Source organism: Staphylococcus intermedius NCTC 11048, from assembly GCF_002902385.1.
Taxonomy (GTDB): Bacteria; Bacillota; Bacilli; order Staphylococcales; family Staphylococcaceae; genus Staphylococcus; species Staphylococcus intermedius.
In genome coordinates this window covers 1-24,761 of the sequence record NZ_PPQH01000035.1, presented here as the reverse complement: position 1 = coordinate 24,761, position 24,761 = coordinate 1, and the positions used below count along the sequence as shown (strand labels likewise).

At 37.1% G+C, this 24,761-nt stretch carries 22 protein-coding genes and 1 riboswitch; of the genes, 10 read left to right on the top strand and 12 right to left on the bottom strand.

Annotation, left to right across the window (positions count from 1 at the left end; all coding sequences use genetic code 11):
* Positions 1-1,303 (top strand): branched-chain amino acid transport system II carrier protein (gene brnQ / locus CD138_RS08255; protein ID WP_103265977.1); only part of this gene is annotated, 1,303 nt, incomplete at its 5' end.
* Positions 1,304-1,662: 359 nt separating this feature from the next.
* Positions 1,663-3,264, top strand: a complete 1,602-nt coding sequence (locus CD138_RS08250) for a BCCT family transporter (protein WP_019167654.1) — start codon at positions 1,663-1,665, stop codon at positions 3,262-3,264.
* A gap of 46 nt (positions 3,265-3,310) precedes the next feature.
* Here CD138_RS08250 and CD138_RS08245 read toward each other — a convergent pair whose 3' ends face one another.
* The 3 genes from CD138_RS08245 to CD138_RS08235 are packed head-to-tail and all read right to left on the bottom strand — an operon-like array spanning position 3,311 to position 5,397.
* Entirely contained in the window at positions 3,311-4,477 is a 1,167-nt protein-coding gene (locus CD138_RS08245) for a toxic anion resistance protein (RefSeq protein WP_019167655.1), read from the bottom strand.
* Entirely contained in the window at positions 4,474-5,112 is a 639-nt protein-coding gene (locus tag CD138_RS08240) for a 5-bromo-4-chloroindolyl phosphate hydrolysis family protein (protein WP_019167656.1), read from the bottom strand. The genes CD138_RS08245 and CD138_RS08240 overlap by 4 nt, the downstream gene beginning before the upstream one ends.
* Before the next feature lie 12 nt (positions 5,113-5,124).
* Positions 5,125-5,397, bottom strand: a complete 273-nt coding sequence (locus tag CD138_RS08235; protein ID WP_019167657.1) for an acylphosphatase — start codon at positions 5,395-5,397, stop codon at positions 5,125-5,127.
* A gap of 158 nt (positions 5,398-5,555) precedes the next feature.
* On the opposite strand from CD138_RS08235, the gene msaA reads away from it, so the two are divergent.
* The 4 genes from msaA to CD138_RS08220 all read left to right on the top strand — a co-directional run bounded on the left by msaA (position 5,556) and on the right by CD138_RS08220 (position 6,980).
* On the top strand, positions 5,556-5,864 hold the full coding sequence (gene msaA, locus CD138_RS08230; RefSeq protein ID WP_019167658.1) for a regulatory protein MsaA: 309 nt from the start codon (positions 5,556-5,558) through the stop codon (positions 5,862-5,864).
* Positions 5,865-6,056: 192 nt separating this feature from the next.
* Positions 6,057-6,257 carry a cold shock protein CspA gene (gene cspA, locus CD138_RS08225; protein ID WP_014613945.1) on the top strand — a complete coding sequence of 67 codons (201 nt, stop codon included), beginning with the start codon at positions 6,057-6,059 and terminating at the stop codon, positions 6,255-6,257.
* A 331-nt stretch (positions 6,258-6,588) separates the two neighbouring features.
* Entirely contained in the window at positions 6,589-6,717 is a 129-nt protein-coding gene (locus CD138_RS14650; RefSeq protein ID WP_019167659.1) for a hypothetical protein, read from the top strand.
* Between the two features lie 77 nt (positions 6,718-6,794).
* Positions 6,795-6,980: a hypothetical protein gene (locus CD138_RS08220; RefSeq protein ID WP_019167660.1), complete on the top strand. Its 186-nt coding sequence runs from the start codon at positions 6,795-6,797 to the stop codon at positions 6,978-6,980.
* A 119-nt stretch (positions 6,981-7,099) separates the two neighbouring features.
* Here CD138_RS08220 and lysA read toward each other — a convergent pair whose 3' ends face one another.
* The 8 genes from lysA to CD138_RS08180 all read right to left on the bottom strand — a co-directional run bounded on the left by lysA (position 7,100) and on the right by CD138_RS08180 (position 16,966).
* Positions 7,100-8,365 carry a diaminopimelate decarboxylase gene (lysA, locus tag CD138_RS08215; RefSeq protein ID WP_019167661.1) on the bottom strand — a complete coding sequence of 422 codons (1,266 nt, stop codon included), beginning with the start codon at positions 8,363-8,365 and terminating at the stop codon, positions 7,100-7,102.
* Positions 8,366-9,442 carry an alanine racemase gene (alr, locus tag CD138_RS08210; protein ID WP_019167662.1) on the bottom strand — a complete coding sequence of 359 codons (1,077 nt, stop codon included), beginning with the start codon at positions 9,440-9,442 and terminating at the stop codon, positions 8,366-8,368.
* Entirely contained in the window at positions 9,439-10,593 is a 1,155-nt protein-coding gene (locus tag CD138_RS08205; RefSeq protein WP_019167663.1) for a M20 metallopeptidase family protein, read from the bottom strand. The genes alr and CD138_RS08205 overlap by 4 nt, the downstream gene beginning before the upstream one ends.
* Positions 10,594-10,964: 371 nt before the next feature.
* Positions 10,965-11,684, bottom strand: a complete 720-nt coding sequence (gene dapD, locus CD138_RS08200) for a 2,3,4,5-tetrahydropyridine-2,6-dicarboxylate N-acetyltransferase (RefSeq protein ID WP_019167664.1) — start codon at positions 11,682-11,684, stop codon at positions 10,965-10,967.
* Positions 11,685-11,703: 19 nt separating this feature from the next.
* Positions 11,704-12,426: a 4-hydroxy-tetrahydrodipicolinate reductase gene (gene dapB, locus CD138_RS08195; protein ID WP_019167665.1), complete on the bottom strand. Its 723-nt coding sequence runs from the start codon at positions 12,424-12,426 to the stop codon at positions 11,704-11,706.
* Positions 12,423-13,301, bottom strand: coding sequence for a 4-hydroxy-tetrahydrodipicolinate synthase (dapA, locus tag CD138_RS08190; protein ID WP_019167666.1), 879 nt, complete (start codon positions 13,299-13,301; stop codon positions 12,423-12,425). Before dapA ends, dapB begins: the two co-directional genes overlap by 4 nt.
* A gap of 3 nt (positions 13,302-13,304) precedes the next feature.
* Positions 13,305-14,291, bottom strand: coding sequence for an aspartate-semialdehyde dehydrogenase (locus CD138_RS08185; protein ID WP_019167667.1), 987 nt, complete (start codon positions 14,289-14,291; stop codon positions 13,305-13,307).
* 205 nt (positions 14,292-14,496) lie between these two features.
* Positions 14,497-14,675: riboswitch (Lysine riboswitch) on the bottom strand.
* Positions 14,676-15,355: 680 nt separating this feature from the next.
* Entirely contained in the window at positions 15,356-16,966 is a 1,611-nt protein-coding gene (locus CD138_RS08180; RefSeq protein ID WP_019167717.1) for an ABC-F family ATP-binding cassette domain-containing protein, read from the bottom strand.
* A gap of 200 nt (positions 16,967-17,166) precedes the next feature.
* Here CD138_RS08180 and CD138_RS08175 point away from each other — a divergent pair, with 200 nt between their 5' ends.
* The 3 genes from CD138_RS08175 to CD138_RS08165 all read left to right on the top strand — a co-directional run bounded on the left by CD138_RS08175 (position 17,167) and on the right by CD138_RS08165 (position 21,824).
* Positions 17,167-18,078 carry a CvfB family protein gene (locus CD138_RS08175; protein WP_019167718.1) on the top strand — a complete coding sequence of 304 codons (912 nt, stop codon included), beginning with the start codon at positions 17,167-17,169 and terminating at the stop codon, positions 18,076-18,078.
* Positions 18,079-18,348: 270 nt separating this feature from the next.
* On the top strand, positions 18,349-18,477 hold the full coding sequence (locus tag CD138_RS08170) for a YSIRK-type signal peptide-containing protein (RefSeq protein ID WP_019167719.1): 129 nt from the start codon (positions 18,349-18,351) through the stop codon (positions 18,475-18,477).
* A 17-nt stretch (positions 18,478-18,494) separates the two neighbouring features.
* Entirely contained in the window at positions 18,495-21,824 is a 3,330-nt protein-coding gene (locus CD138_RS08165; RefSeq protein ID WP_096559736.1) for an SdrD B-like domain-containing protein, read from the top strand.
* A 71-nt stretch (positions 21,825-21,895) separates the two neighbouring features.
* On the opposite strand, the gene pepF is transcribed toward CD138_RS08165, so the two are convergent.
* Positions 21,896-23,695 carry an oligoendopeptidase F gene (pepF, locus tag CD138_RS08160; protein WP_019167721.1) on the bottom strand — a complete coding sequence of 600 codons (1,800 nt, stop codon included), beginning with the start codon at positions 23,693-23,695 and terminating at the stop codon, positions 21,896-21,898.
* 131 nt (positions 23,696-23,826) lie between these two features.
* Here pepF and CD138_RS08155 point away from each other — a divergent pair, with 131 nt between their 5' ends.
* The gene (locus CD138_RS08155; RefSeq protein ID WP_019167722.1) at positions 23,827-24,150 is read left to right on the top strand and encodes a hypothetical protein; all 324 of its coding nucleotides are present in this window, start codon (positions 23,827-23,829) and stop codon (positions 24,148-24,150) included.
* Positions 24,151-24,761: the final 611 nt, after the last annotated feature.

The window sequence follows — 24,761 nt, the reverse complement described above, 5'->3', positions numbered from 1 at the left end:
CTTTTTTGGCGCAGGGAACTTGATTTTCCCACCAAATTTAGGAATGGAAAGTGGACAATACTTTTGGCCGTCAATTCTAGCTTTTGTCATTACGGGTATTGGTTTACCATTAATGGGCGTGATGGTAGGTGCCTTAGATAAACAAGGTTACATTGGTTCGATTAATAAAATACATCCTGTTTTCTCAATTGTATTTTTAGTTTCAATTTATTTAACAATTGGACCGTTATTTGCCATTCCACGTACTGCATCAACGTCTTTTGAGATGACAGTGACACCAATCATTCATTCAAGTAGTCCTGTTTGGTTATTTGTTTTCTCAGTTGTCTATTTCTTAGTTGTATTGTACTTATGTTTGAATCCTGGTAAAATCGTTGACCGTATCGGTGCCATTTTAACGCCATTACTCTTAATCACGATTATTGCGATGATTATCAAAGGTTTCGTAGATTTTGGGGGTAGCACACAAAACACTGCAAACCCTGACGTCTACACTTCTGCATTAGGTGGTTTTTCAAAAGGTTTCACTGAAGGCTACTTAACAATGGATGCGATTGCGGCAATTGCATTTTCAATGATTGTTGTTAATGCGATTAAAGCGACAGGTATTAAACATGCTAATGACATTTTCAAACAAACTGCAATGGCGGGTATCATTGCTGCCATCGCGTTAGCAGTCATTTATATTTCATTAGGATTCATCGGTAATCACATGATTATTCCTGAAGAAACAATGAAAAAATTAGTCGAAAATGACCAAAACATTGGTGCTTACCTGCTTATTACAATGGCAGATACAGGTTTTGGTTCGCTTGGTAAATACTTACTCGGTATTATCGTGGCACTTGCTTGTTTAACGACAGCTTGTGGTTTGATTGTATCAGTAAGTGAATATTTCAACAGCATTTTACCTAAAATTTCTTATAAAGTTTATGTGTTTGTCTTTACAATCATCAGCTTTATTTTATCGAACTTAGGTTTAAACGCTGTGATTAAACTTTCAATCCCTGTATTATTAATCGTTTATCCAATCGCGATTACAACTGTCCTTTTAATTTTAATCGCACGACTTGTACCGACACGTCCGATTACACAACAAATTACGGTTGCAGTTGTTACGATTGAATCGATTCTCAGCGTCATCAATGCAAACGGATGGGCAAAAATTGGTTTTATCAATCAATTACCGTTACACGAGCATACATTAGAGTGGTTCCCAATCGCTGTTGTAACGTTGATTATCGGTTATATTGTCGGAGCATTTATGAAAAACCAAGACATCATCGTTTACGAAAAAGAATAAACTTCATATCAATAACAAGGCAAGTCGCAGGTTTGTGGCTTGTCTTTTTTGTTATGTAAAAATGAACTCTACACCGCTCAAGCAATGATGTTCATTCGTAAGTAACGTTTATTTTATTGATGGTGTGGTAAATGAATAAAGTTGAACGATATTGTTTACTTTAAAACTTATTTCAACTTTTAACTTTCATTGTTAGCTATTAAAATTTTGCAATCGTTCTTTAAATCAATATGACTTCATCTTATTTCGTCGTTTACATATAGGTGCGGGGTGAAGGATGCCACTGTTCATTTAAAGCACGATTGCCATATTGAAGTTGGCAAATGATTGAATTTACTTAGAGAAGAGGTTCATTTGATATGAAAGAAAACCAAAAATTGTCAAAAGTATTCCTGTATTCTGCCATTCTTGTTTTTCTAATGGTATTGTTAGGCGTATTCTTCCCTAAACAATTTGGTGAAGTATCTGGACAAATTGGCAGTTGGATTATTGATACGTTTGGCTGGTACTACATGATCACAATGACTTTTATCGTGTTTTTCAGTCTGTTTCTTATTTTTAGTCCAATAGGCAAATTACGTTTAGGAAAGCCAGATGATGAGCCAGAATTCAAAACGATATCTTGGCTTGCGATGTTATTTAGTGCAGGGATGGGGATTGGTCTCGTTTTTTACGGCGCCACTGAACCGATGACACACTATTTAACACCACCGAACGCGTCACCTGAAACAAACGCAGCAATGATGGATGCCATGCGTTCAACCTTTTTCCACTATGGGATTCATCCATGGGCTATGTATGGTATCGTCGCGTTAGCACTCGCATATTTCCAATTTAGAAAGAATGAAGATGGTCTGATTTCTAAAACACTTCGTCCGCTTTTTGGTGATAAAGTCGATGGTCCTTTAGGTATCGTCATTGATGTTCTTGCTGTATTTGCTACAGTCATTGGTGTGGCAGTGTCACTTGGCGTCGGGACATTACAAATCAACGGTGGTCTGAATTATTTATTCGGCGTTCCACAAAATATTTGGGTTCAATCACTGATCATCATCATCGTTACTGTCCTGTTTCTTATTTCAGCTTGGAGTGGTCTGAGCAAAGGTATTCAATATTTGAGTAATTTGAACATGGGCCTTGCAGGTATTTTACTGATAATTACATTAATCGTCGGCCCAACCATCTTAATTTTTAAAATTATGACTTCAGCAACAGGGCTTTATTTTGATGAGTTTATTTACAACAGTCTTGACGTCGCGCCACTGAACTCAGATAAAGCAAAGTGGCTTGAAAGTTGGTCCATTTATTACTGGGGTTGGTGGATGAGTTGGAGTCCATTTGTAGGTATCTTTATCGCGCGAGTTTCGAAAGGACGTTCAGTCAGAGAATTTGTTATTGCGGTTTTATTAGTTCCAACGTTCATTAGTATTTTATGGTTTAGTGTCTTTGGTGTCACAGGTATTGAGGTTGCAAAAACGACACCTGAACTCTTTAAATTGACACCTGAAACACAACTATTTGGTATTTTTAATGAATTACCACTCGGAGCGATATTATCCGTCATCGCGATGCTATTAGTCGCTTCATTTTTCATAACGTCTGCCGATTCAGCTACTTTCGTTCTTGGTATGCAAACATCACATGGTTCCTTAACGCCATCCGGACGTGTCAAAGTAGTTTGGGGTTTATTACTTTCACTTATCGCCTTTGTATTATTGTTATCAAGCGGTGGGGAAGGTTTAGGTGCATTACAATCAGCGGCGATTATTTCAGCTTTACCGTTCAGCGTCGTGATTATATTGATGCTCATTTCATTCTATAAAGACGCCAATTTAGAACGTCGTCATCTCGGGTTAACACTTACACCAGATAAAGAGAGAATGCGTGAATATGTAACGGAATCGAGAAAAGATGAAAATTATGAACTCGAACGCAACGAAACAGATGATCATATATATTAACAAAAATAGAGGCTGGGAAATTTGTCCCAGCCTCTATTGTGATAGTTTATTGACGGTCACGTTGATCTTTCGCAGTTGATAAACGTGCTTTCAAGTCTGATTCTAACGCGAGTAAATCTTTCTCGGCCTGTTGTCGCTTTGCACGACCATCTTGCTGAATTTGCAATGTTTCTTCAATTGTTTGAATAATATTATCTTGAGTCGTCTTCAATGTTTCAATATCGACAATGCCACGCTCATTTTCTTCTGCAGTCACACGCGCATTTTGACGTAACATTTCAGAATTACGTAATAAGATTTCATTTGTTGTATCCGTCACTTGCTTTTGTGCAGTCGCCGCTTTTTGTTGGCGTTGTAAAGTTAACGCAATCGCCATTTGGTTCTTCCATAGTGGAATACTCGTTAAAATAGAACTTTGAATTTTTTCAGCTAATGCTTGGTTTACATTTTGTATCATCCGAATTTGCGGTGCAGATTGTAAAGCAATTTGGCGTGATAATTTCAAATCATAAATTCGTTTATCAAGGCGATCGACAAATTGCTCCATATCCGCCACATCTTGGACAGCCATTGTGTCATCTGCATCTTTTACTTTTTGACGCATATCTGGTAATACTTGTTGTTCAATTTCCGTTTTCTTTTGTTCTGCCGCTGCTATATAGAGATTTAGCACATCAAAATAGTCTTTATTTTGTTGATACAAGCCATCTAACAGCTGATTATCTTTTACTAACAATGCTTTATTCTTGTCAAGCTCTATTGAAATTCTATCCACTTGTGCACTCACTGACTGCATACGTGAAAAAAGTTGTTGCATCGAATTTTTTGAGCGTTTGAACCATTTTTTGAAGACATTGTCATTTTTCTGTGATAGTTCATCCGGATTGACTTCTTTTAACTTTTTCATCAATTGCTCCAATGTTTCTCCAATAGGTCCCACATCTTTCGACTGAATTTCGTCTAACATTTGATGTGAAAAGTGAGAAAGGTGCGTTTGTGCATTGGAACCGAATTGCAATAAGCTATCATGATTCAACGGTTCAATTTGTTCTGCCAAACTTTGAATTTTTTGGCGATCTTGCGCGTTAAAATGGGCATCTAGTTGTTGCGTTTCGACTTCTGAGACTGCTGTAGCCTTTGGTTGTTCAAAGTCATTAAAATAGGCATCTAATGGATGTGTACTTGTTTCATTCGTGAGATCATTTGACTTCATGAATCATTCTCCATTTCTTTAGTATTTCTTCTTTGGTACATTTCATTGAGTCGCATTTCAGTGTCCAACTGTTCATAATCTTGTGCATTAATTTGTTTTAAATCAGCAATGAGAGTACGCTTCACTTCTTCTAAAGTAATCCTTGTTTGTTGTAGCATTTGTCGCTCGTTTTCTGATTTAAGCGGCATTTTTGCAAGCCTCGTATAACTTTCAATTAAGTTTAGCGCATTATCAATATGCGAGTAGTAGAAGCTTTCAATATTAAAAAACTGGAAAGGTCGTTGCTTAATGGCCGAATTAATTGTACGAGATAACCGGTAAATATCATTCACTAATTTGAAATCTTGTATCGATCTAATTTTTATAAATGACTTTAAAATGCGCTTGTTTTTACTTTGAACTAAATTAATTTGATGCATGATATAGTGATAATCTTTACGCGTCAAATTCATTTCTTTCAAATAGGCACGCGAAGTCAACCGTTGTGTAGGGACATAACCCACCACAAAACCAGCGATGCCGATAACGAAATCAATTAAAAACGTAAAATCAAAAATGACACTTGTGAAAAAGGCGATTATTGCTACAGGCACCCCAACCATGGCGCCCCAAACTCTCGATAATATATATCTCATATTCATCTTCCTTTATGAAATCGCTCTAAAGTTTTGATATTGATTGTTAATTTCTAATTCATCTATCGTATAAGTATCAACGCGAGAAGCAGGGGATGCCCCTTTAATCACAGCTTGTGTAAAAGATTCAAGTGATGCATCATCTCCCTGAGCATACACTTCTACATAATCCTCAACGTTTTTCACTGTGCCAATAATTTCATATTTTAAAGCTAATCGTTCTGTAAAATAACGAAATCCAACCCCTTGAACACGTCCATATACTCGGATTAAATAATGTTTCATACATATCACCCCTCCACTTAATTATAAGTATTTTCAGTGCAAAAGACTAATAATTAAATTTCATATCACTTTTTTTCAGGTCTTTTAGCTTGCTTTTTAAATTTAAAGGTACTATCTTTTTTAATAAGACTTTTTTTACATATGGGGGGACGTTAGTTATGTGGGAAGTTGCTAAGATTCGTGCAGACTATGAAGGTTGGTGGTTATTCGATGATTGGCCAGAACACATCATTGATTCACATAAATTTGAGACATTTGAAGCATTTGAAGAGGCATATGAACGTATGATTCAACAAGCAAAAAAGGATTATGATAATTACATTGTCGGAAAACATAACATTTATGCATTTTATAATAATTGTGATTTAAACTTTTGTGAGGATTGCGATGAAGATTTGCAGATTTTTTATAGCTTCATTACTTTAAAAAACGAAAAAATATATTTGAATTTGCCAATTATAGACTAATCAATAAATTTTAAATTCTATATTGCAAATATTGTCAGATTACTTTATAATAGGGGTAAGCAATGGCATTATTCCATATTGCAAAGAATATTTTTCAGTTTTTATTTATCGAATTTATAAAGAATGAATCAGTATTTTTTGTAATATGCGAATAGCGCATATTGAATTTTAGTCTTGGAGGTTTCACAGATTATGAAACAAGGTACAGTAAAATGGTTTAACGCTGAAAAAGGTTTTGGTTTTATCGAAGTAGAAGGAGAAAACGACGTATTCGTACACTTCTCTGCAATCAACCAAGAAGGTTACAAATCATTAGATGAAGGTCAATCAGTTGAATTTGAAGTAGTTGAAGGCGACCGCGGTCCTCAAGCTGCAAACGTTGTAAAACTATAATAAATAGATGCAATATTGACTTAGAAAAAAGCAGTGAAGTTCGCTTCGCTGTTTTTTTGTTGTCTTTGTATGTTGTATACTTTTATAAACATATAACACTCATTTATACCCGCCTTATCATTTCACCTTTAACCCTAATCTCTTATTCAAAATTTCCCCTTTATTGATCACCATTCCTATATACATTCAACAATTAAGCGGTATCGGCTGTATTTTGCGCTTACATGTTAAAAATTCTTAAAGGTAGAGAATACCTTGGCTAGTGCAGTTGAAAAATTTTTGAAAATTTTGTATATTTAGTCTAGATTAACTATAAAGTAGGATAGTACAATTGGATTTTCCAACAACGTTAGACGGCTATATGTCACCTAAAGATGTAGCTAAAGCGTTTCTTGAAACAGCTGAAAAAGAGCAAAAGAATCAACAAGCACAAATAGAAAAGCAAGTTAAACAAAAATAAGCAAGTGATGAAACAGTAATTCATTTTCAGCGGCTTTTTTACTCAATTTTAAGCGACTGTATTAAAGGAGGGGTTTTATGAAAAAGGAACTTGATTATGAAAAGTTAGACAAAATGAGGGCAGAGACTCTAAAAGCTAGTATGCAAACAAAAGATCCTGATGTTGAAGATATGCCTCTTGAACCGATTGAGCCTCCAGAGGGCTTTTTTGAATTGACAGACGAAGAATTCATATATGTTGCCTTTGGGATTAAACCCGAATAAGCACCTAACCGATAAAAAGGTAAGGTGCTCTTTTTTAATATAACATTGCCGAAAATTAAAATTTAAAAACGTCGGTGCCAAAGAAGCATTCACATTTCACCTCAAAGGATGATTGGTATTTACTTCACATCATTAATAATCAATTGACGTAATGATTGACGTTTCACGACTTCTCTCGCTTTTCCATTTTTCACAAAGAACACACTCGGCTTTTGCATTTGATTATAATTTGAAGCCATACTATAGTGATACGCACCCGTTGTCAATATTGCTAGGTAATCCCCACGTTTTACACTAGAAGGTAATTGTGCATCATGAATGATAATATCACCTGATTCACATAATTTTCCTGCAATCGTCACCGTCTCGTCCGGCGTTTCATGACGATTAATCAATAATGCCTGATATTTCGCGTCGTATAAAGCTGTACGAATGTGATCACTCATCCCGCCATCAATCGACACGTACTTGTTCACACCAGGTATGTCTTTAATGGTGCCGACTTCATAAAGTGTCACACCCGCTTCCGCAACGATAGAACGCCCTGGCTCAATACTCAATGTCGGAATAGGGTATTTTAACTGCTGACATTCCGCTTTAATCGCTTGTACGATTTCAGTAATACCTGCTTCAATGTCGAACGATTGATCTCCTTCAACATATTTCGCACTAAATCCGCCGCCTAAGTTAAGTAAATCAATCGCAATCGCATGTTCATCCAACCAATTCAGCACCATTTTTGCTGTTTCAATCATGCCTGTTGTTTCTTCAATTTGCGAACCAATATGGAAATGAATCCCTTTCAACACTAAGTTATTCGTATTACGGATTTTTTCAACCGCTTCTAAAGCTAATCCGTGTTTTAAAGAAAGACCGAATTTACTTTTCTCTTGACCCGTTTGGATAAATTCATGTGTATGCGCTTCAACACCTGGATTCACACGTAACAGCACGTCTACAGGTTTTGTGGCATACTGTTCAATGAGTTCAATTTCATCTAACGCATCAACGACGAAATAACCGATACCACTTTCAAGCGCGTATCGAATTTCATGTTTCGTCTTGTTGTTGCCATGGAAATGAATACGTTGTGGGTCAAAGCCCGCTTCTAAAGCTGTGTATAGCTCTCCCTCTGATACCACATCTAATTCAAAGTCTTCTTCAGCCGCAAGCTTGACCATTTGAAGACACGTAAATGCTTTTGAGGCATAAGATAACACATAGCCAATATCATTTTGTTGAAAGGCACTGTGATAACGTCTCATTTGTTGACGAATTTGCTCTTCATCATACACAATTGTCGGCGTACCAAAACTTTGCGCCAACGTTTTTAAACTTGTACCTCCCAATGTTAATTCACCATTTTGATTATAACTGACTGTCATTTAAACATACTCCTTTATTAACGAATTCAAATTTAATGCACTTAATTGTTCAGAATTGGCACCCACACCTTTAAATGTGTAATCATCAATACGCAAATCTGAATTATATAAAATAACGCTATCTTTTGCTGATACTGTATCATCGACTTCCACAAACATATGACTCATCATGAGCGCACGAATCGGAAAACGTTTGCCATTAATTGAGACATCATGTTGTGCTCTAGTCCGTAAAATACCGTCCCCATATCCGACATCTACAACTGCTAAACGTGTATTCGGTTGATCTACCGTATAAGCAAAACTGTAGCCACAATGATCGCCTTGTTGGACTTCACGCACTTGAATAACATTTGCTTTTACTGTCAAAGCTTGTGTGATGCAATCAGTTGAAAGGCTAGAGTAGGGACGTGAACCATAAAGCGCTATCCCTATACGCGCATGTGTGTGATGATCAAAGACCCGTTGACCCTCTCTATAATAACTGGCGCTGTTTTGGGCATGAATGAGGTCAAAATGATATCCCTTTTGATGCACAAGTGTTTCCACGATATCGAGCCATGCCTCACGCTCTTGTTCATACATATCGACATCAAATTCATCCGCATAACCGAAATGTGTCCATAATCCCGTGATTTCCATCTTAGGTGCCGTATTGTGCTTATGATCTTCTAATACTGCTAACAATTCATCTTTTGTTTTAAATCCTGAACGATGGAGAAGATTTTCAAATTCTAAATGCACTTTGACACCCGCTAATGCCGCTTTATGTTCATGATAAAAGACTAAAGAAGGCAAAGTCATATGAATATCATATGTGCGCAACTGTTCAAATGCATCAGTCGCATTCATTAAAAATATCGTTGCGTTTGGCGCTATTTCTCGGATACGTATCGCTTCAACTAAAGAGGTTGTACTAAACGTATGAATGCCTGCTTGTTGAAACGTGTGGACAGCGAAATCTAGACCGTAATTGTATGCATTGTTTTTTACAACTGCCATAACAGATTGATTTTGTGTTACTTGTTTCACGTTTTGAAGAAACTGGACTGAATCAACTTGCCATAATGCTGTCATGCTTCCACCTCATTGTAATTCATTAACAATCGTTCATAATAATCTGCAATACGAATCAACATGCGTTCATCGAAGTTTAAATGTGGTGTGTGTAAACCTGTCACAAACTGCTTTTCTTCGTTACGTGTACCAACAAAAACGAAATAAGCCGGTGCAATTTGACCATAAAAGCTGAAATCTTCACCAAATAAGTAGGGGAGTTCGTTTTCAATCACATTCAATTGGTTGTATTCCAAACTTTCGACTACATATTTTTTCAATTCTGGATGGTTGATTGTCGGTGGATAGCCTTCTGCAAAACGGACTTCACATTTCACACCGAATAACAGTTCTGCACTGTCAGCAATTTTTTGCATTTGACTTTGAATAATACTTAAATCATCCATATCATACGTACGAATCGTGCCCTCTAAGTAGCCATTGCTCGGAACTGTATTAATCGCTTCTCCCGCATGAAAGTGCCCGATATGGACGATATTTCGTTGCAATCCATTCAAATGATACTGCTGTATTTGAGACAATTGTGTCAAAATATGTTGTAACGCTTCACCCGCAGATTTACCTTGTTCTTTGTTGGCAACATGACTTGATTCACCTTCAATAAAAAAGCGGTATTCCGTTGCACTTGCCGTAATTTCATTGTCTCGAATGACAACCGATTCTTCTTCAACAAAAGGCATCACGTGAACCCCGTATATGGCTTTGATATCATACTGTGCAAATGCATTGGCTTTAATCAATAAATTCGCGCCACCGCCTGATTCTTCTGCAGGTTGGAAAATAAATAAGACATTGTGTGGCAACGCACCTTTGTCATACAATGCTTTACAACGTTGTGCAAAAAGCATCAGGGCTGTTGTATGGCCATCGTGACCACAAGCATGCATGCGATCATCGACTGTACTCCGATAATCGACATCATTTTGTTCGTGAATCGGTAGGGCATCGATATCGGCTCTAAAAGCAATCGTTTCATCGCTTTGACCTTTTAAAAAACCGATAATGCCTGTTTCTAGAGGGCGTTCGTAAGGAATATCTAATGACTCTAAAAACCGTTGTAAGTATTGTGTTGTTTTATGCTCTTGAAGACTCAGCTCAGGATGTTGATGTAAATATCGACGATGCTGAGTGACAAATTCAAGTTCATTCATATGCTTTCACTCCCATTAATTATGTATAGATTGAGAAGGGGGAACATAAAAATTTTGCTGTTTTCTTACAGTCGTTCATATTGGCAATTTCAATGGGTAGGCCGTAAATGAAGGCGAGCTGATACGGTGAAATACAAAATTTTTAATCCCATTCCTCTCAATTGCTGATATGTTCATATGATGATTTTCGTTCATTGTAGAAAAGAGGCTGAGATACCCAACGTGTCTCAGCCATAAAAGTAGCACTATGTTCGTCATTGTTAGAATAGATCCCAACTGAATACTTACGTTCAATACAATGCGATCAGTTGAAGTCATCATCGTCGAAGTGAGACGGCGATATGAAATGCGAGAAGCTACTCATTGACGCATTACTGATCTAATTGACGTAACGCTGCAACAATTTCACGTTTTGAATCTTCTACTTCGTGTGCTTGCTTAATCACTTTCGCTGGTGTACCTGCAACAACAGCACCTGCTGGTACATCTTGTGTCACAATCGCACCCGCAGCGACAATCGCACCTTCACCGACACGCACACCTTCAAGAATGACGGCATTTGCACCGATTAACACGTTATCCTCAATGACAACAGGGGAGGCATTTGGTGGTTCAATGACACCGGCTAATACTGCACCAGCACCAACGTGAACATTTTTACCAGTAGTGGCACGACCACCGAGTGTTGCATTCATATCAATCATCGTACCTTCACCAACAATGGCACCAATATTAATCGTTGCTCCCATCATAACGACAGCACCGTCACCAATCACCGCATGTTCACGAATAAATGCGCCCGGTTCAATACGTGCGTTCGTGTTTGTTAAATCTTTCAATGGAATCGCTGAATTGCGACGATCCATTTCGATTTCCAACTCTTCAATAAGCATTTGATTTTCTTCGTAAAATGCTTTCCAATCTGATGCTTCACAAAAAATGACTTTTGAATTTTCTGAACCGAATACTTTAAATTGATCAGGAAATTGCACGTCACTGAATTCACCATTGATATACACTTTAAGCGGTGTGGATTTTTTCGCATCACTAATGTATTGGATGATTTCTTCTGCTGTAAAATTTTTAACCATAACGTTTTATACGCTCCTTTTATAAGTTATCAAAAGTATAATACCCTGATTTGTGTTGAATTAACTTTTCTGCTGCACCTAATGCACCATTAGCGAAAATATCTTTCGACTGCGCACGATGTGAGAGGGTAATTGTTTCATCTGTACCCGCAAACAACACATCATGTTCACCGACGATCGTACCACCACGCACTGTATGAATACCGATTTCATTTTTCGTACGTTTTGCATCTTGTTGACTTCTGTCATAAACCGGTGTGACGTCTTGTCGTAACGATTCAATCACATCGTAAAGTTTAACGAGTGTACCACTTGGCGCATCTACTTTTTGATTATGGTGCGCTTCAGTGAGTTCAATATCAAAATCTTGAAGTAAAGGCACTGCTGCTTCCAATATTTTAGTCAGCACATGAACACCATAACTCATATTTGCACTGAAAAATACTGGCATTTTACCGCTTAAAAATTGAAGTTTTTCAGTAATTTGTTCCTTTTCACCCGTAGTCGCAATTACGAGCGGGAGATTGAAATCTTCTTCTAATAGCGGAAGTAATAATTGCGGATTCGAAAAGTCAATCGCAACATCCGCTTCAGTTGCTTCACTTATTTTTTGATAAATTGGGTAGGGGATATGGTCGGTTGAACGACCTGCAATGACACCTACAATGTCGTGCCCATTCGCTTCAGCTAAACGCGCGACACGTTGGTTCATTGCACCGTAACCAATTAATAAAATTTTCATGTACGAACACCTGCTTTAAATTGATGGTAAATTGCTTTTAATTGTTGTTGCTCTTTGTCATTTAGTGGTACTAATGGTAATCGAACCTCATATTGTCCGAAGCCTTCTAACGCTGCCAAATATTTAATTGGTATTGGATTAATATCAATACTCATCGCATCAAGAAGAGTCGCAATCGGTTCAAATTGTGCATCTCGATCCTTAGCATTTGTATAAATTTGTTGAAATTCTTTTGGAATGACATTCGCAACGACTGAAATGACACCATGACCACCTTGTTCATAATATGACACAATATTATCATCGTTTCCACTATACAATGCAAATTTGTCAGTATCTACACGTTGTTGAATCTCTGCTAAATAATCAAAATCATTAGTCGCATCTTTGAGTGCTACGATATATGGATTTTGACTTAAACGAACGAGTGTATCTACTTCAATTGTTGAGTTTGTTCTTGATGGCACATTGTAAAGAACTACAGGCAGTTCTGTCGCGTTCGCAATCGCTTCAAAATGAGCAACTAAACCACGTTGGCTCGTTTTTAAGTAATATGGGGTGATGAGCATAATCGCATCTGCACCTAATGCTTTTGCACGTAATGAAGCTTCAATTGATTTTTGCGTGTTATTCGTTCCAGTTCCAACGATAATAGGGACACGTTGCGCATTTTCTTCTATGACTGTTGTTAAAATACGTTCCTTTTCCGCTTCTGTTAAAGTGGGATTTTCAGCTGTTGTCCCGTTGACCACTATAGATTGAATTCCGTTGTCAATTAAAAAATGGACCTGTTTTTTTATCGCTTCATAATCAACTTCACCATTTGTAAAAGGGGTGATTAATGCAACGCCTGTACCTTCAAAAATATGTGACATCATTTATGCTCCTTTCATTTTAAGTACCTGTTCTAATACTTGAACTGCATTGAGCGCAGCACCTTTTAATAAATTATCTGAAGTGACCCAAATGTGGAACGTATTGTCTAACGAATCGTCTTTACGAATACGTCCTACAAATACTTCATCACGACCTGTTGAATGAATCGCCATTGGATACTCATTTTTTTCTGGGTTATCTACGAGGACAACTCGTGGATCTTCTTCAAAAAGTGATTGAATTTCTGCAACTGTTGCTGGCTGATCCAATGTGACATTCATATGTACACTGTGGCTATCTTGTACCGGCACACGTACACAAGTTGCTGTCACATTTAATGTCGGTTCATTTAAGATTTTTTTAGTTTCATCAATCATCTTTTGCTCTTCTTTTGTATAACCGTCTTCTAAAAAGACATCAATATGTGGTAATACATTGTTATAAATCGGATGTGGGTAAGCTTGCGGCGCCACACCTTTTGGACCGTCCTCTAAATCTTTTTTACCTTTCATACCTGAACCTGAAACGGCTTGATAAGTTGTGTATGCCACGCGTTTTAACCCAAATTTTTCTTGCAATGGTTTCAGTGGGACAACCGATTGAATCGTTGAACAGTTTGGGTTCGCAATAATACCTCTTTTAAAAGTAGGGGCATTCACTTCAGGAACGATCAAATCAATATCTTCCGTCATACGCCATTGACTTGAGTTATCAATAATGATTGCACCGTGTGATTCAAATAGTGGGGCGAAATGGGCACTCGTACCGCCACCCGCACTCATTAAGACGTAATCAAAACCACCATCCGTTGCTTCATCCGTTAATTCTTGTACGACATATGTCTGACCTTGAAATGTGACTTCTTGACCTGCTGAACGTGCTGAAGAAAAAAGCACGAGTTCATCAAAAGCGATACCTTTACGATCAAGTGTTTCTAAAATTTTAGTTCCTACTAATCCTGTTGCACCTACAACTGCTAATTTTGTCATTCCACTTCACTCCATTTTTTTCAATTCACAAATATTGTAATGTTCTTAAAATTTAGATAATAATAATTGAACGATTTGAATTAAAGATCAGCACATTTTGTTGGTAACTAGAGTACATTTTAGAAAGAGGGGATATTCACATCCGACATCTTCAAAAATGATAAAATAAAAAACAAGCTCGGCGTGCGAACTTGTTGACTCTATATACAAGTGATGCACTCCATTATTATAAAATAATGACAGATTCTTAGCTCTTAACCAGAGAATCCAACAAACAAGTACCTGCAATACTGTTCGTTTCGGCATCTCACCCTTTCGATATACAATGCTTGCAGACATGACTCCAATATATCTACTTATGATCGATGCGCCTCATCAATAACTATTCAATTATTATGGATACCATTATACATAGAAAGATCTTATCTGTAAACAGAAAAATCTAAACATTTTAAAACAATTAAAAATTTCTACGTTGATCTCATTCAAATTCAATTAACTGATGTCCCCAAAAAGAAAAAACAGGGATGAGACATATTCATTTTTGATGCTGTGGAGGCAGTATTTTGTTTAACTTGCCCTCCCTGTGATTTGTGGCTTCTGATTGCCCTTATGGCTTCGCGTTTCCTAGGGGACTTGTCTCAACTAGCCAACGCTTGATTGAACGATGACATGCATGTAGCGTTGGCGGATTTTGGGAGCAGTACAGAAATCTCATGTGCAACAAAGATTTCGTAGTACTGCCCCCGCAAGGCTGACTAGACTTCTCAAAAGCACAAGCATTGAGAAGTCAGACAGATACTGCGATATACAGTAGCCACTATCAAAGTCAAGTGACGTTAACTTGTTTTCAACTTCATTCCTCGGGAGTCTCAGCCTTCTTGGCAATCTTACACCGAATGCAGTCACTGAGGGCAAGTTTATGAAATGGAGATCCCCATACCATCCAATGATGACGTCTCATTCATCCTCATTTGTGGCTGTTTGAGCATCATTAATTGATATATGTCCATAAAAAGGATAAGGACTGGGAAAACATAATGTCCCAGTCCCGCTAAAAGGTGTTACGCTTTAGATTTCAAAATACCTTTTTCTTCTAGGTATGCCTCATAAGAAATCTCTTTCGATAAACCACCAGGCACGTCTAAATCGATCACACGGTTTGCAATCGTATTAATAAACTCAAAGTCATGTGATGTAAAGATCATAGACCCTTTAAATGATTTTAAGCCTTCATTGACAGAAGTAATACTTTCCAAATCCAAGTGGTTCGTCGGCTCATCTAATAACAATACATTCGCACTAGAAAGCATCATTTTACTTAACATACAACGCACTTTCTCACCACCGGAAAGCACACTTGCTTTTTTCTTCACTTCTTCACCGCTGAACAACATACGTCCTAAGAAACCGCGTAAAAATGTTTCAGTTTGTTCATCTTCTGGTGCATATTGTCTCAGCCATTCTACTAAGTTCATATCAACGCCTTCAAAATACGCTGAGTTATCTTTAGGGAAGTAGCTTTGTGAAGTTGTGACACCCCATTTGAAGCTACCTTCATCAGGTTCCATTTCACCTGCTAAAATTTTAAGTAATGTCGTTTTCGCAATTTCACTTTCACCCATTAATACCGCTTTGTCGTTTGGATTCATCGTGAATGACAATGAATCTAACACTTTTTCACCATCAATCGTTTTAGAAAGATTTTCAACAAATAATAAGTCATTACCAATCTCACGTTCAGGTGTGAACTTCACGAAAGGATAACGACGTGAAGACGGTTGAATGTCATCTAATTCAATTTTCTCAAGTTGTTTTTTACGGCTCGTTGCTTGTTTAGATTTAGATGCATTGGCAGAGAAACGCGCAATAAAGTCTTGTAACTCTTTCATTTTCTCTTCTTTTTTCTTATTTTGTTCTTGCGCCATTTTTTGCGCTAATTGACTTGATTGATACCAGAAATCATAGTTTCCGACATACACTTTAATTTTACCAAAGTCTAAATCAGCAATATGTGTACATACATTATTTAAAAAGTGTCGATCATGGGATACAACGATGACTGTATTATCAAAGTTAATTAAAAAGTCCTCTAACCAACTGATCGCTTGAATGTCCAAACCGTTTGTCGGCTCATCCAGTAATAGCACATCTGGTTCACCGAATAAACTTTGTGCGAGTAATACTTTCACTTTTTGGTTATTTTCAAGCTCAGACATTGTTTTATCATGTAAGTCTGTACCAATCCCTAAACCTGATAACAACGTCGCAGCATCTGATTCAGCATTCCAACCATTCATTTCCGCAAATTCGCCTTCAAGTTCAGCCGCACGAATCCCATCTTCATCACTAAAATCAGGTTTCATATAAATCGCGTCTTTTTCTTGCATCACTTCATATAAACGCTCATGCCCTTTAATGACTACATCTAATACACGTTCATCTTCATGAGCAAAGTGATCCTGTTTTAACACTGCCAAACGTTCATCTTTACCGAGAGAAACGTGACCTGTTTGTGAATCAATTTCACCTGATAAAATTTTTAAGAAAGTAGATTTTCCGGCACCATTTGCACCAATTAAACCGTAACAATTGCCTGGTGTAAACTTAATATTCACATCTTCAAACAATTTACGATCACCAAAACGTAAACTTACATCCGTAACTTGTAACATGCATTTTCTCCTTTAATTCATTTATTCTAATGGATGCATTATATCATGAGAGTGCCTTATAAATCTAATTTCTATTGTATTTTCTGTTATCGTCTCAGTGAAAAACATAGGGCTTGTTCAAGAGATTTAATTATTTCACTGCTTATCACACATTCACATGCTATAATAGAATTAACTTATATATTAAAGAGGAGTTCGTTATGTCATTTAAAGAAAATGAAATTATTGGAACGATAGAATTTTTAGAAGTGAAGGCACTTGAGGGTTCTACGTATCATTTAGAAGGTCCAAACCGAGAAAAAATTAAATTAAATGCATCTGAAGTTAATGAAGATGATGATTTAGAAATAGGGGAGTCGTATAGCTTTTTCGTCTATCCAAACCGTTCTGGCGATTTGTTTGCGACTCAAAACATGCCGGATATTACTGTTGGACGGTATGATTTTGTACGCGTGTTAAACACAGATCGTGATGGCGCACGCGTCGATGTTGGATTACCACGTGAAGTGTTAATTCCATGGGAAGATCTACCTAAATTGAAATCATTATGGCCAGAAAAAGGCGACGAAGTATTATGTACATTACGTATTGATCGCGACAGACAAATGTTTGCACGCCTAGCATCAGAAACAACAGTCCATCAAATGTTTACACCGGTCGCAACTGATCAACTAGAAGAAATGCGTAATCAAATGATGATCGCACGTCCATACCGTTTATTACGTGTAGGTACATTTTTACTCTCAGAAGACGGCTATAAAATTTTTGTTCATGAGTCTGAACGCAAAGAGGAACCACGTCTAGGACAAAAATTAGAAGTTCGTATTATCGGTGTGAACGACAAAGGAGAATTAAACGGTTCATTTTTACCACTTGCACATGAACGTTTAGATGACGACGGTGAAAAAATATTTAATCTCCTTGTAGAATATGAAGGCGAATTGCCATTCTGGGACAAATCTAGTCCTGAAGCAATTAAAGAAGTATTCAATATGAGCAAAGGTGCATTTAAACGTGCAATTGGTCATTTATACAAACAACGCCTCATCAACATTGAAACAGGGAAAATCAGTTTAACACGTAAAGGTTGGACACGTGCAGATAATAATTAGTTAATAATTGATGGAGAGACTTACCGAAGTGGTGAGTCTTTTTTTGTTTTAAATCACCCCACGAATAGCCAATCCACCCGAGAGTTAAAGTATTCTTACACTAAACATCACTTAGTTCACCCTTATCAACTTGTTTTCTGAAATCCTTAAAAATTTATTAACTCAATGTAATTATATTGTCGTTTAAAACAGAACAATATATAATAGCGATTAATGTGTTTATAAAAGTTGTATCAAACATGAGATTAAGAAATAGAAGAGGGAAATAAATTGATAAAAAATAAAAATATATACAGTATTCGAAAACATAAACTTGGCGTTGCATCATTCTTATTAGGGACATTATTTATTATGGGACAAGCTCACGATGCGGATGCTTCAGAAATAAGTGAAATGTAGCTAAAGAAACAGAAGAAATGAAAGAAACGGACTCAGCTGCAGCACCAAACACACAAGAAGTTAAAGAAACAAAAGAAACTGAAGTAGCAACGTCAACTGAAACAAAAGACTCAGATACAACGAAAGCGCGTCAAGACGCACAACCTGTATCAAGCGTTGAGAAACCCGCTACACAGACAGCACCAGTGGAACAACCAACAACATCAGCAGACCAAACTTTACCACGACAAGCACAAGAAGGCACTACGACGGTTGACGCCAAAGTAATTAATGTAGAAACTGGTAAAGACGTGACAAGTAAAGTGAAAGTAGAAAAATCATCAATCACTGCACATCAGAATAATAGTAATAATAAGACAAGTCACCGCCAACCTAATGACGTCAACCCACACAATGCTGAACGCGTGACATTAGATTATGAATGGTCATTCGAAAACGGCATTAAAGAAGGAGATTATTTTGACTTTCAATTAAGCGACAACGTTGACACAAATGGGATATCAGCAACAAAGAAAGTACCACATATCATGGATAACCAAAGTGGTGAAAGAGTTATCGCTTATGGTGAAATTGATTCAAACAATCGTGTCCGCTATCGCTTTACGAATTATGTGAATGAAAAACAAAATTTAAATGGAAAACTATCATTAAACTTATACATTAATCCCGTAAAAGTACAAAATGAAGGAGAAACAACTGTTTCATCTACATTAGGAGAAAAATTGACAAGTCAAAATTTCAACATCAAATATGTTGATGGCGTAAAAAATGAAACAGGTGTCACATTAAATGGGCATCTTGATTATTTATTGAAGGCAGACCAATCTTTCACACATTATGCAACTTTCAAACCTAACAAGAACAAATTAACTAATGTAAAGGTAACAGGAACAGTAACAAAAGGTGCAAAACAAAATGGAAAAGCTGGAGAAGTCAAAGTTTATGAATATATTGGTCAAGAAAATCTCCCGAAAAGCGGCTACACTAATGTAAGTCTAACAAGTCAGTTTAAAGACATAACGAAAGACGTGCAATTAAAATACAATAATGGCACTGGTTATGAAATCACTTTTAACAATATGAATGAAAATCCTTATGTCATTGTCTATAAAGGTCATTATATGAATGATGTACCTGACTTCGACTTTATAACAACTGCGACAGGGAATCAAAATTTAAACCAATCTCAAGACTATTTATATTTGGGATATAATAATTATTTCAACCTGAAATGGGAGAATGGCGTTGTTTTCTACTCGAATAATGCGACTGGAGAAGGGAAAGATAAGCCCGTCCCACCAACTTTTGGATTTAGTCCAACTGTTAATACAATTCAAGATACCCATGCTAATTATGGTGAAATGACTTTCCAAGCGACAGGATCTTTAGAAGAGATTGAAGATAGTGCTGTATTGATTACATTTGCCGAGTCTGGCGAGGACCGTGGTGAAAACACTACGCCAGTTATCGAGACGACTGAAGATACGCAACCTGTTGAGTTTGAGGAAACAACGACGTTTCCACCGTCAAATCATGCACATGAAATGATAGAGTTTGAAGAAGACACAAATCAAGGTATTCAAGATGTAACGCTTCATGCTGATGCCATTGATTTTGAAGAAGAAACAAACCATGGTGAACAAGACACGGTGCACCACTCTGATGCAATAGAATGGGAAGAGCATACGGATCAAGGCGAAACAGTGACACTTCATTCTGCACCACTTGTTGAATATGACGAAGAGACGACAACTGGCATGGTAACAGGTGCGATGTCTGACCATACGACGGTTGAGGATACGATGGAATATACGACTGATCATTTACTCATTGAATTTGAGGGTGAAATGAATCCTAATATGCGTGGTCAGTACGGTGATATTGCAGTGGATACAATTGAGGAATCTTCTCAAGTTGACACATTCACTGAACTTGAATCAGAATTTGGACAACATGATGGTGCAATGACATTTGAAGAAGATACGATCGTTCAGAAGCCGAAAACAGAAAAGGGTCATCGTGTACCTCGCTCGATTGATTTAACAACACCAAAAAATAACCAAACGTTCAACATTCAACCTATCACTCCAAATACAAATGCAACTGCGACGTATCAAATTGGTGACTTTGTATGGCGTGATGAAGATCACAATGGTGTACAAAATGATGGCGAACGTGGACTTGAAGGCGTGTTCGTAACACTTAAAACACCTGAAGGCAAGATTTTACGTATTACGACAACTGACGAAACTGGACATTACCGTTTTACTAATGTAGAAAAAGGAAAATACGTGGTTGAATTTAAAACACCTGAAGGCTATGAAGCGACGAGCAAGCATACGACTGCAGATACTTCAAAAGACTCTGATGGTTTAATCGCAAATATTAATGTCACTCAAGATGATATGACAATTGATGCTGGATTCTTCCCATTAGAAAACTGGAATCCGAAACAAGAAGAAACATACACAATTGGTGACTTTGTATGGCGTGATGAAGATCATAATGGTGTTCAAAACGATGGTGAACGTGGTCTTGAAGGCGTGCTTGTGACACTTAAAACACCTGAAGGTACGGTTGTAGCTAGTACTACAAGTGACGCAAATGGACACTACCATTTCACTAATGTACAAAAAGGAAAATACGTGGTTGAATTTACTACACCTGAAGGCTATGAAGCGACGAGCAAGCATACAACGGCAAATACTGCGAAAGACTCAGACGGTTTAATCGCAAATATCGATGTCACTCAAGATGATATGACAATTGATGCTGGTTTCTTCCCATTAGAAAACTGGAATCCACAACCAGAGCCTAAACAGCCTGAAGAAAAAGAAATGCCGGAACCCAAACAACCTGAACCAATGAATCCAGATGAAAAAGAAAAACCAGAACCTAAGCAACCAGATACACCACAACCGGAACCGATGAATCCTGGTGAAAATGAAATGCCAGAGCCAAATCATCCAGATATACCGCAACCAGAACCAATGAATCCTGGTGAAAACGAAATGCCAGAGCCAAATCATCCAGATATACCGCAACCAGAACCGATGAATCCTGGTGAAAGCGAAAAACCGGAACCTAAACAACCTGATACACCGCAACATCCTGGTATGAACGAACAAACTGAGCCAACAATGATGCCAGAACATCAACCGATGAAAGAAGCACAAAACGAGACGACACCATCTCCTAAGTCATCGTCCCAAACAAATGAAGCACTTCCTGAAACAGGGGAGTCAACTTCACAACCATCCGCTTTATTATTTGGTGGTTTACTCAGCTTATTCGGTCTCGCATTATTACGCAGACCCTCTAAACAAAAACGTTCTCAATTAAAATAAGCTTAACAACATTAAAAATCCCCTCATTGCAACCAAACACGCAATGAGGGGTTCTTTCTTTAACAAAAATATTAAATTTCAGACGTTAATGATTCTAATTCATCTACCAATTGGCCTATATAACCAATGGTATCTTTTAACGGTTGATCCGTTGTGACATCAATACCTGCAAGTTGTGCTAATTCAACAGGGGACATACTACCACCTGCACTTAATGTGTTCAACCAGTCTTGTACAGCAGGCTCACCTTCATTTTTAATACGTTGTGCCATAATCGTACCAATTGTTAAACCGGCAGAATATGTGTAAGAGTATAAGCCCATATAGTAATGCGGTTGACGCATCCAAGTTAATTCTGCACCTTCAGTCAATGTCACTGTGTCACCCCAGAATTGTTCGATAACATTACGTTTAATCGCATTTAAAGTAGGGGCACTTAATGACTCACCTTGATCGACACGCTGATAGACTTCACGTTGGTAAGCAGCTTCAAGGAGATGTGTCACCATATTATGATAGTACGTGCGAGAAATAATAGATGCAATCGCCCAACGTTTGAATCGCGCATCATTACTGTTTTTAAATAAGTAATTGAGCATTAACATTTCATTCATTGTTGATGGTGCTTCGACAAAGTACATAGACGCTTCAGATTGCAGATAATTTTGATGTTTTTGAGCAAATGTAAAGTGGCCAGCATGACCCAGTTCATGAGCTAATACAAAGGCTTCTGTCATTTTACCTGTCCATGAAATAAAGATGTAGCTATGAGATGCATAAGGGCTTGCGCAATAAGCACCTGTTTCTTTCCCTTTATTTTGTGGGAAGTCAATCCAACGCGCATCATACGCTTGTTGCAACATATCGACATATTCTGGACCTAATACGTCTAATGCACCAAAAATGTACTTTTTAGACTCTTCAATTGTAATTTCTGGTTCAAAAGTAGGGTCGATAGAGATTTTTAAGTCTTCAAATCTCAGTTCATCTAAATGGTTCGCTTGTTGAATAAGTTTCGCATATCGACGCATAATTGGCGCCAAGTCAGACATGATTAAATCAATTTGACGGTGATACATTTCTAAAGTGACATCTTGTTCTTCCAATAAATATTCAATAACAGAATCATAACCACGCAAATCCGCCTCTAGCTTTTCACGCTGAACTTGTGCATTATACACTGCAGCAGTGGTATGTTCGTACTTTTTAATCGTATCACTAAAATGACGAAAACTTGCACGACGAAGTGCTGTATCATCATGATCTTCGTAATAACCTTCAAATGTTGTGTAATCCATGTCGTATCTTTTGCCGTCGACTTCAAATTGACCGAAATCGATATCCAACATTTTTGTCACACCATAAATATCATACGGCACATCTAATGCTGGTGACATACTCGCGAGTGCTTCTTCAGCTTTAGGATGCAGGAGATATGGCTTTTTCTTTTGTAATTGTGATAAATAATAACTGTAATCTAACTCTGAAATCGCTTGTTGCATGACAGCATCATCGAGATTTAATAATTCTGACTCCACAAATGTCAATTGACTTAAAACTTTACCGTATTGTGTAGAGAATAGGGCGTTTAAACGTTGTCTTTCAGCATCTGACGTATCGACGCTATGCAAGAGTTCCGCATAATTACCCGCACGCTCTAATTCAATTAACAATCGTGAATATGTATTTAAACCTTTTTCAATTTTATCAACCGTATTGAGTTGGTTTTCATATTGGGCTTTAAAGGCTTGAGCTTCTTGTGGCAATGATTTAACCGCTTGTTCATAGCTTTCTGTATTAGGATATAAATCAGTCAAATCCCAAGTCTCTGCTGTAGCAACTTCTGAACGCTGTGGTAGTTTTTGTGACATTAATAGACCCTCCTTATAAATGATATAATCCCATTATAACGTTTTTACACATCTTTTCGCATGTGAAATCGTTACCCGTACTCTTAAAAATCTTGTATAATGAAGGCTAAATACAAAAAGGAGGTTCATCGATGGCTATTTTAGACATGCCAAATTATATATGGATAACACTGCTCATCATGGTTGTTTTAACATTATTTTGTACACTTGTTCTTAACAAATGGTTTGTTACAGCAATCATTATGTTCATTGTACTTGGTGCTTTAGCATTCATTTTGCCAAACTTTAAACCGATTCATTATGAACCTTTATTAGGTTATGCCGCATTTGTGGCAATATTGAGCTTAATTTTAAGCCTGATTTTATGGTTTGTTACACGTGACTGGCGTAAAAAACGTCAATTGAAAAAATACGAAAAAGAACGTGCACGCTTTGAACAACAATATCGTCCATAATTTTGATGAACCCAGTGATGAATATCAGTCATTGGGTTTTGTCATGTTGTTATGATGTCCGTATTGAATTGCACGAAAAGGAAATGGGGCTAAACGAAGAATTATACATAACTTCCTATAATATATATTATGTAAACTAGAATCGAAATTTAAATATAGCTGTTTTATGATCTTGATTTATATACTTTAAGCATCGTTATACGCTTTATATGTACTTGTGCATCTATATTGCAATGTTTTAACTACTTATATTGCGTTACTGTTTGATTTACAACTTACAAATGTTCTATAACGTATTTGTCATTAAGTAGCCGTACAAAATAAATCTCAAATCGTATGTATAGTATCTGTCCGAATTCGATGTCATTGCAAACATTGCTATAAGCACAAAATCTCAAAATGATACGTTTAATTCATGATGCTATGACGTGATTGATATGATCTAGCAACACATGAAGTGTTTAAAGCCATAAAAATACTTCCAAATGCTTGCTCAAAGTACCCCTTAAACAACCGCTTTAATCTATATAATTTCTATATAGGGTTTACATAACATAAATATAGTCAAATTGAATTTTTACTTCATTCTCCGTGCATAGCTGTTAAAAGCC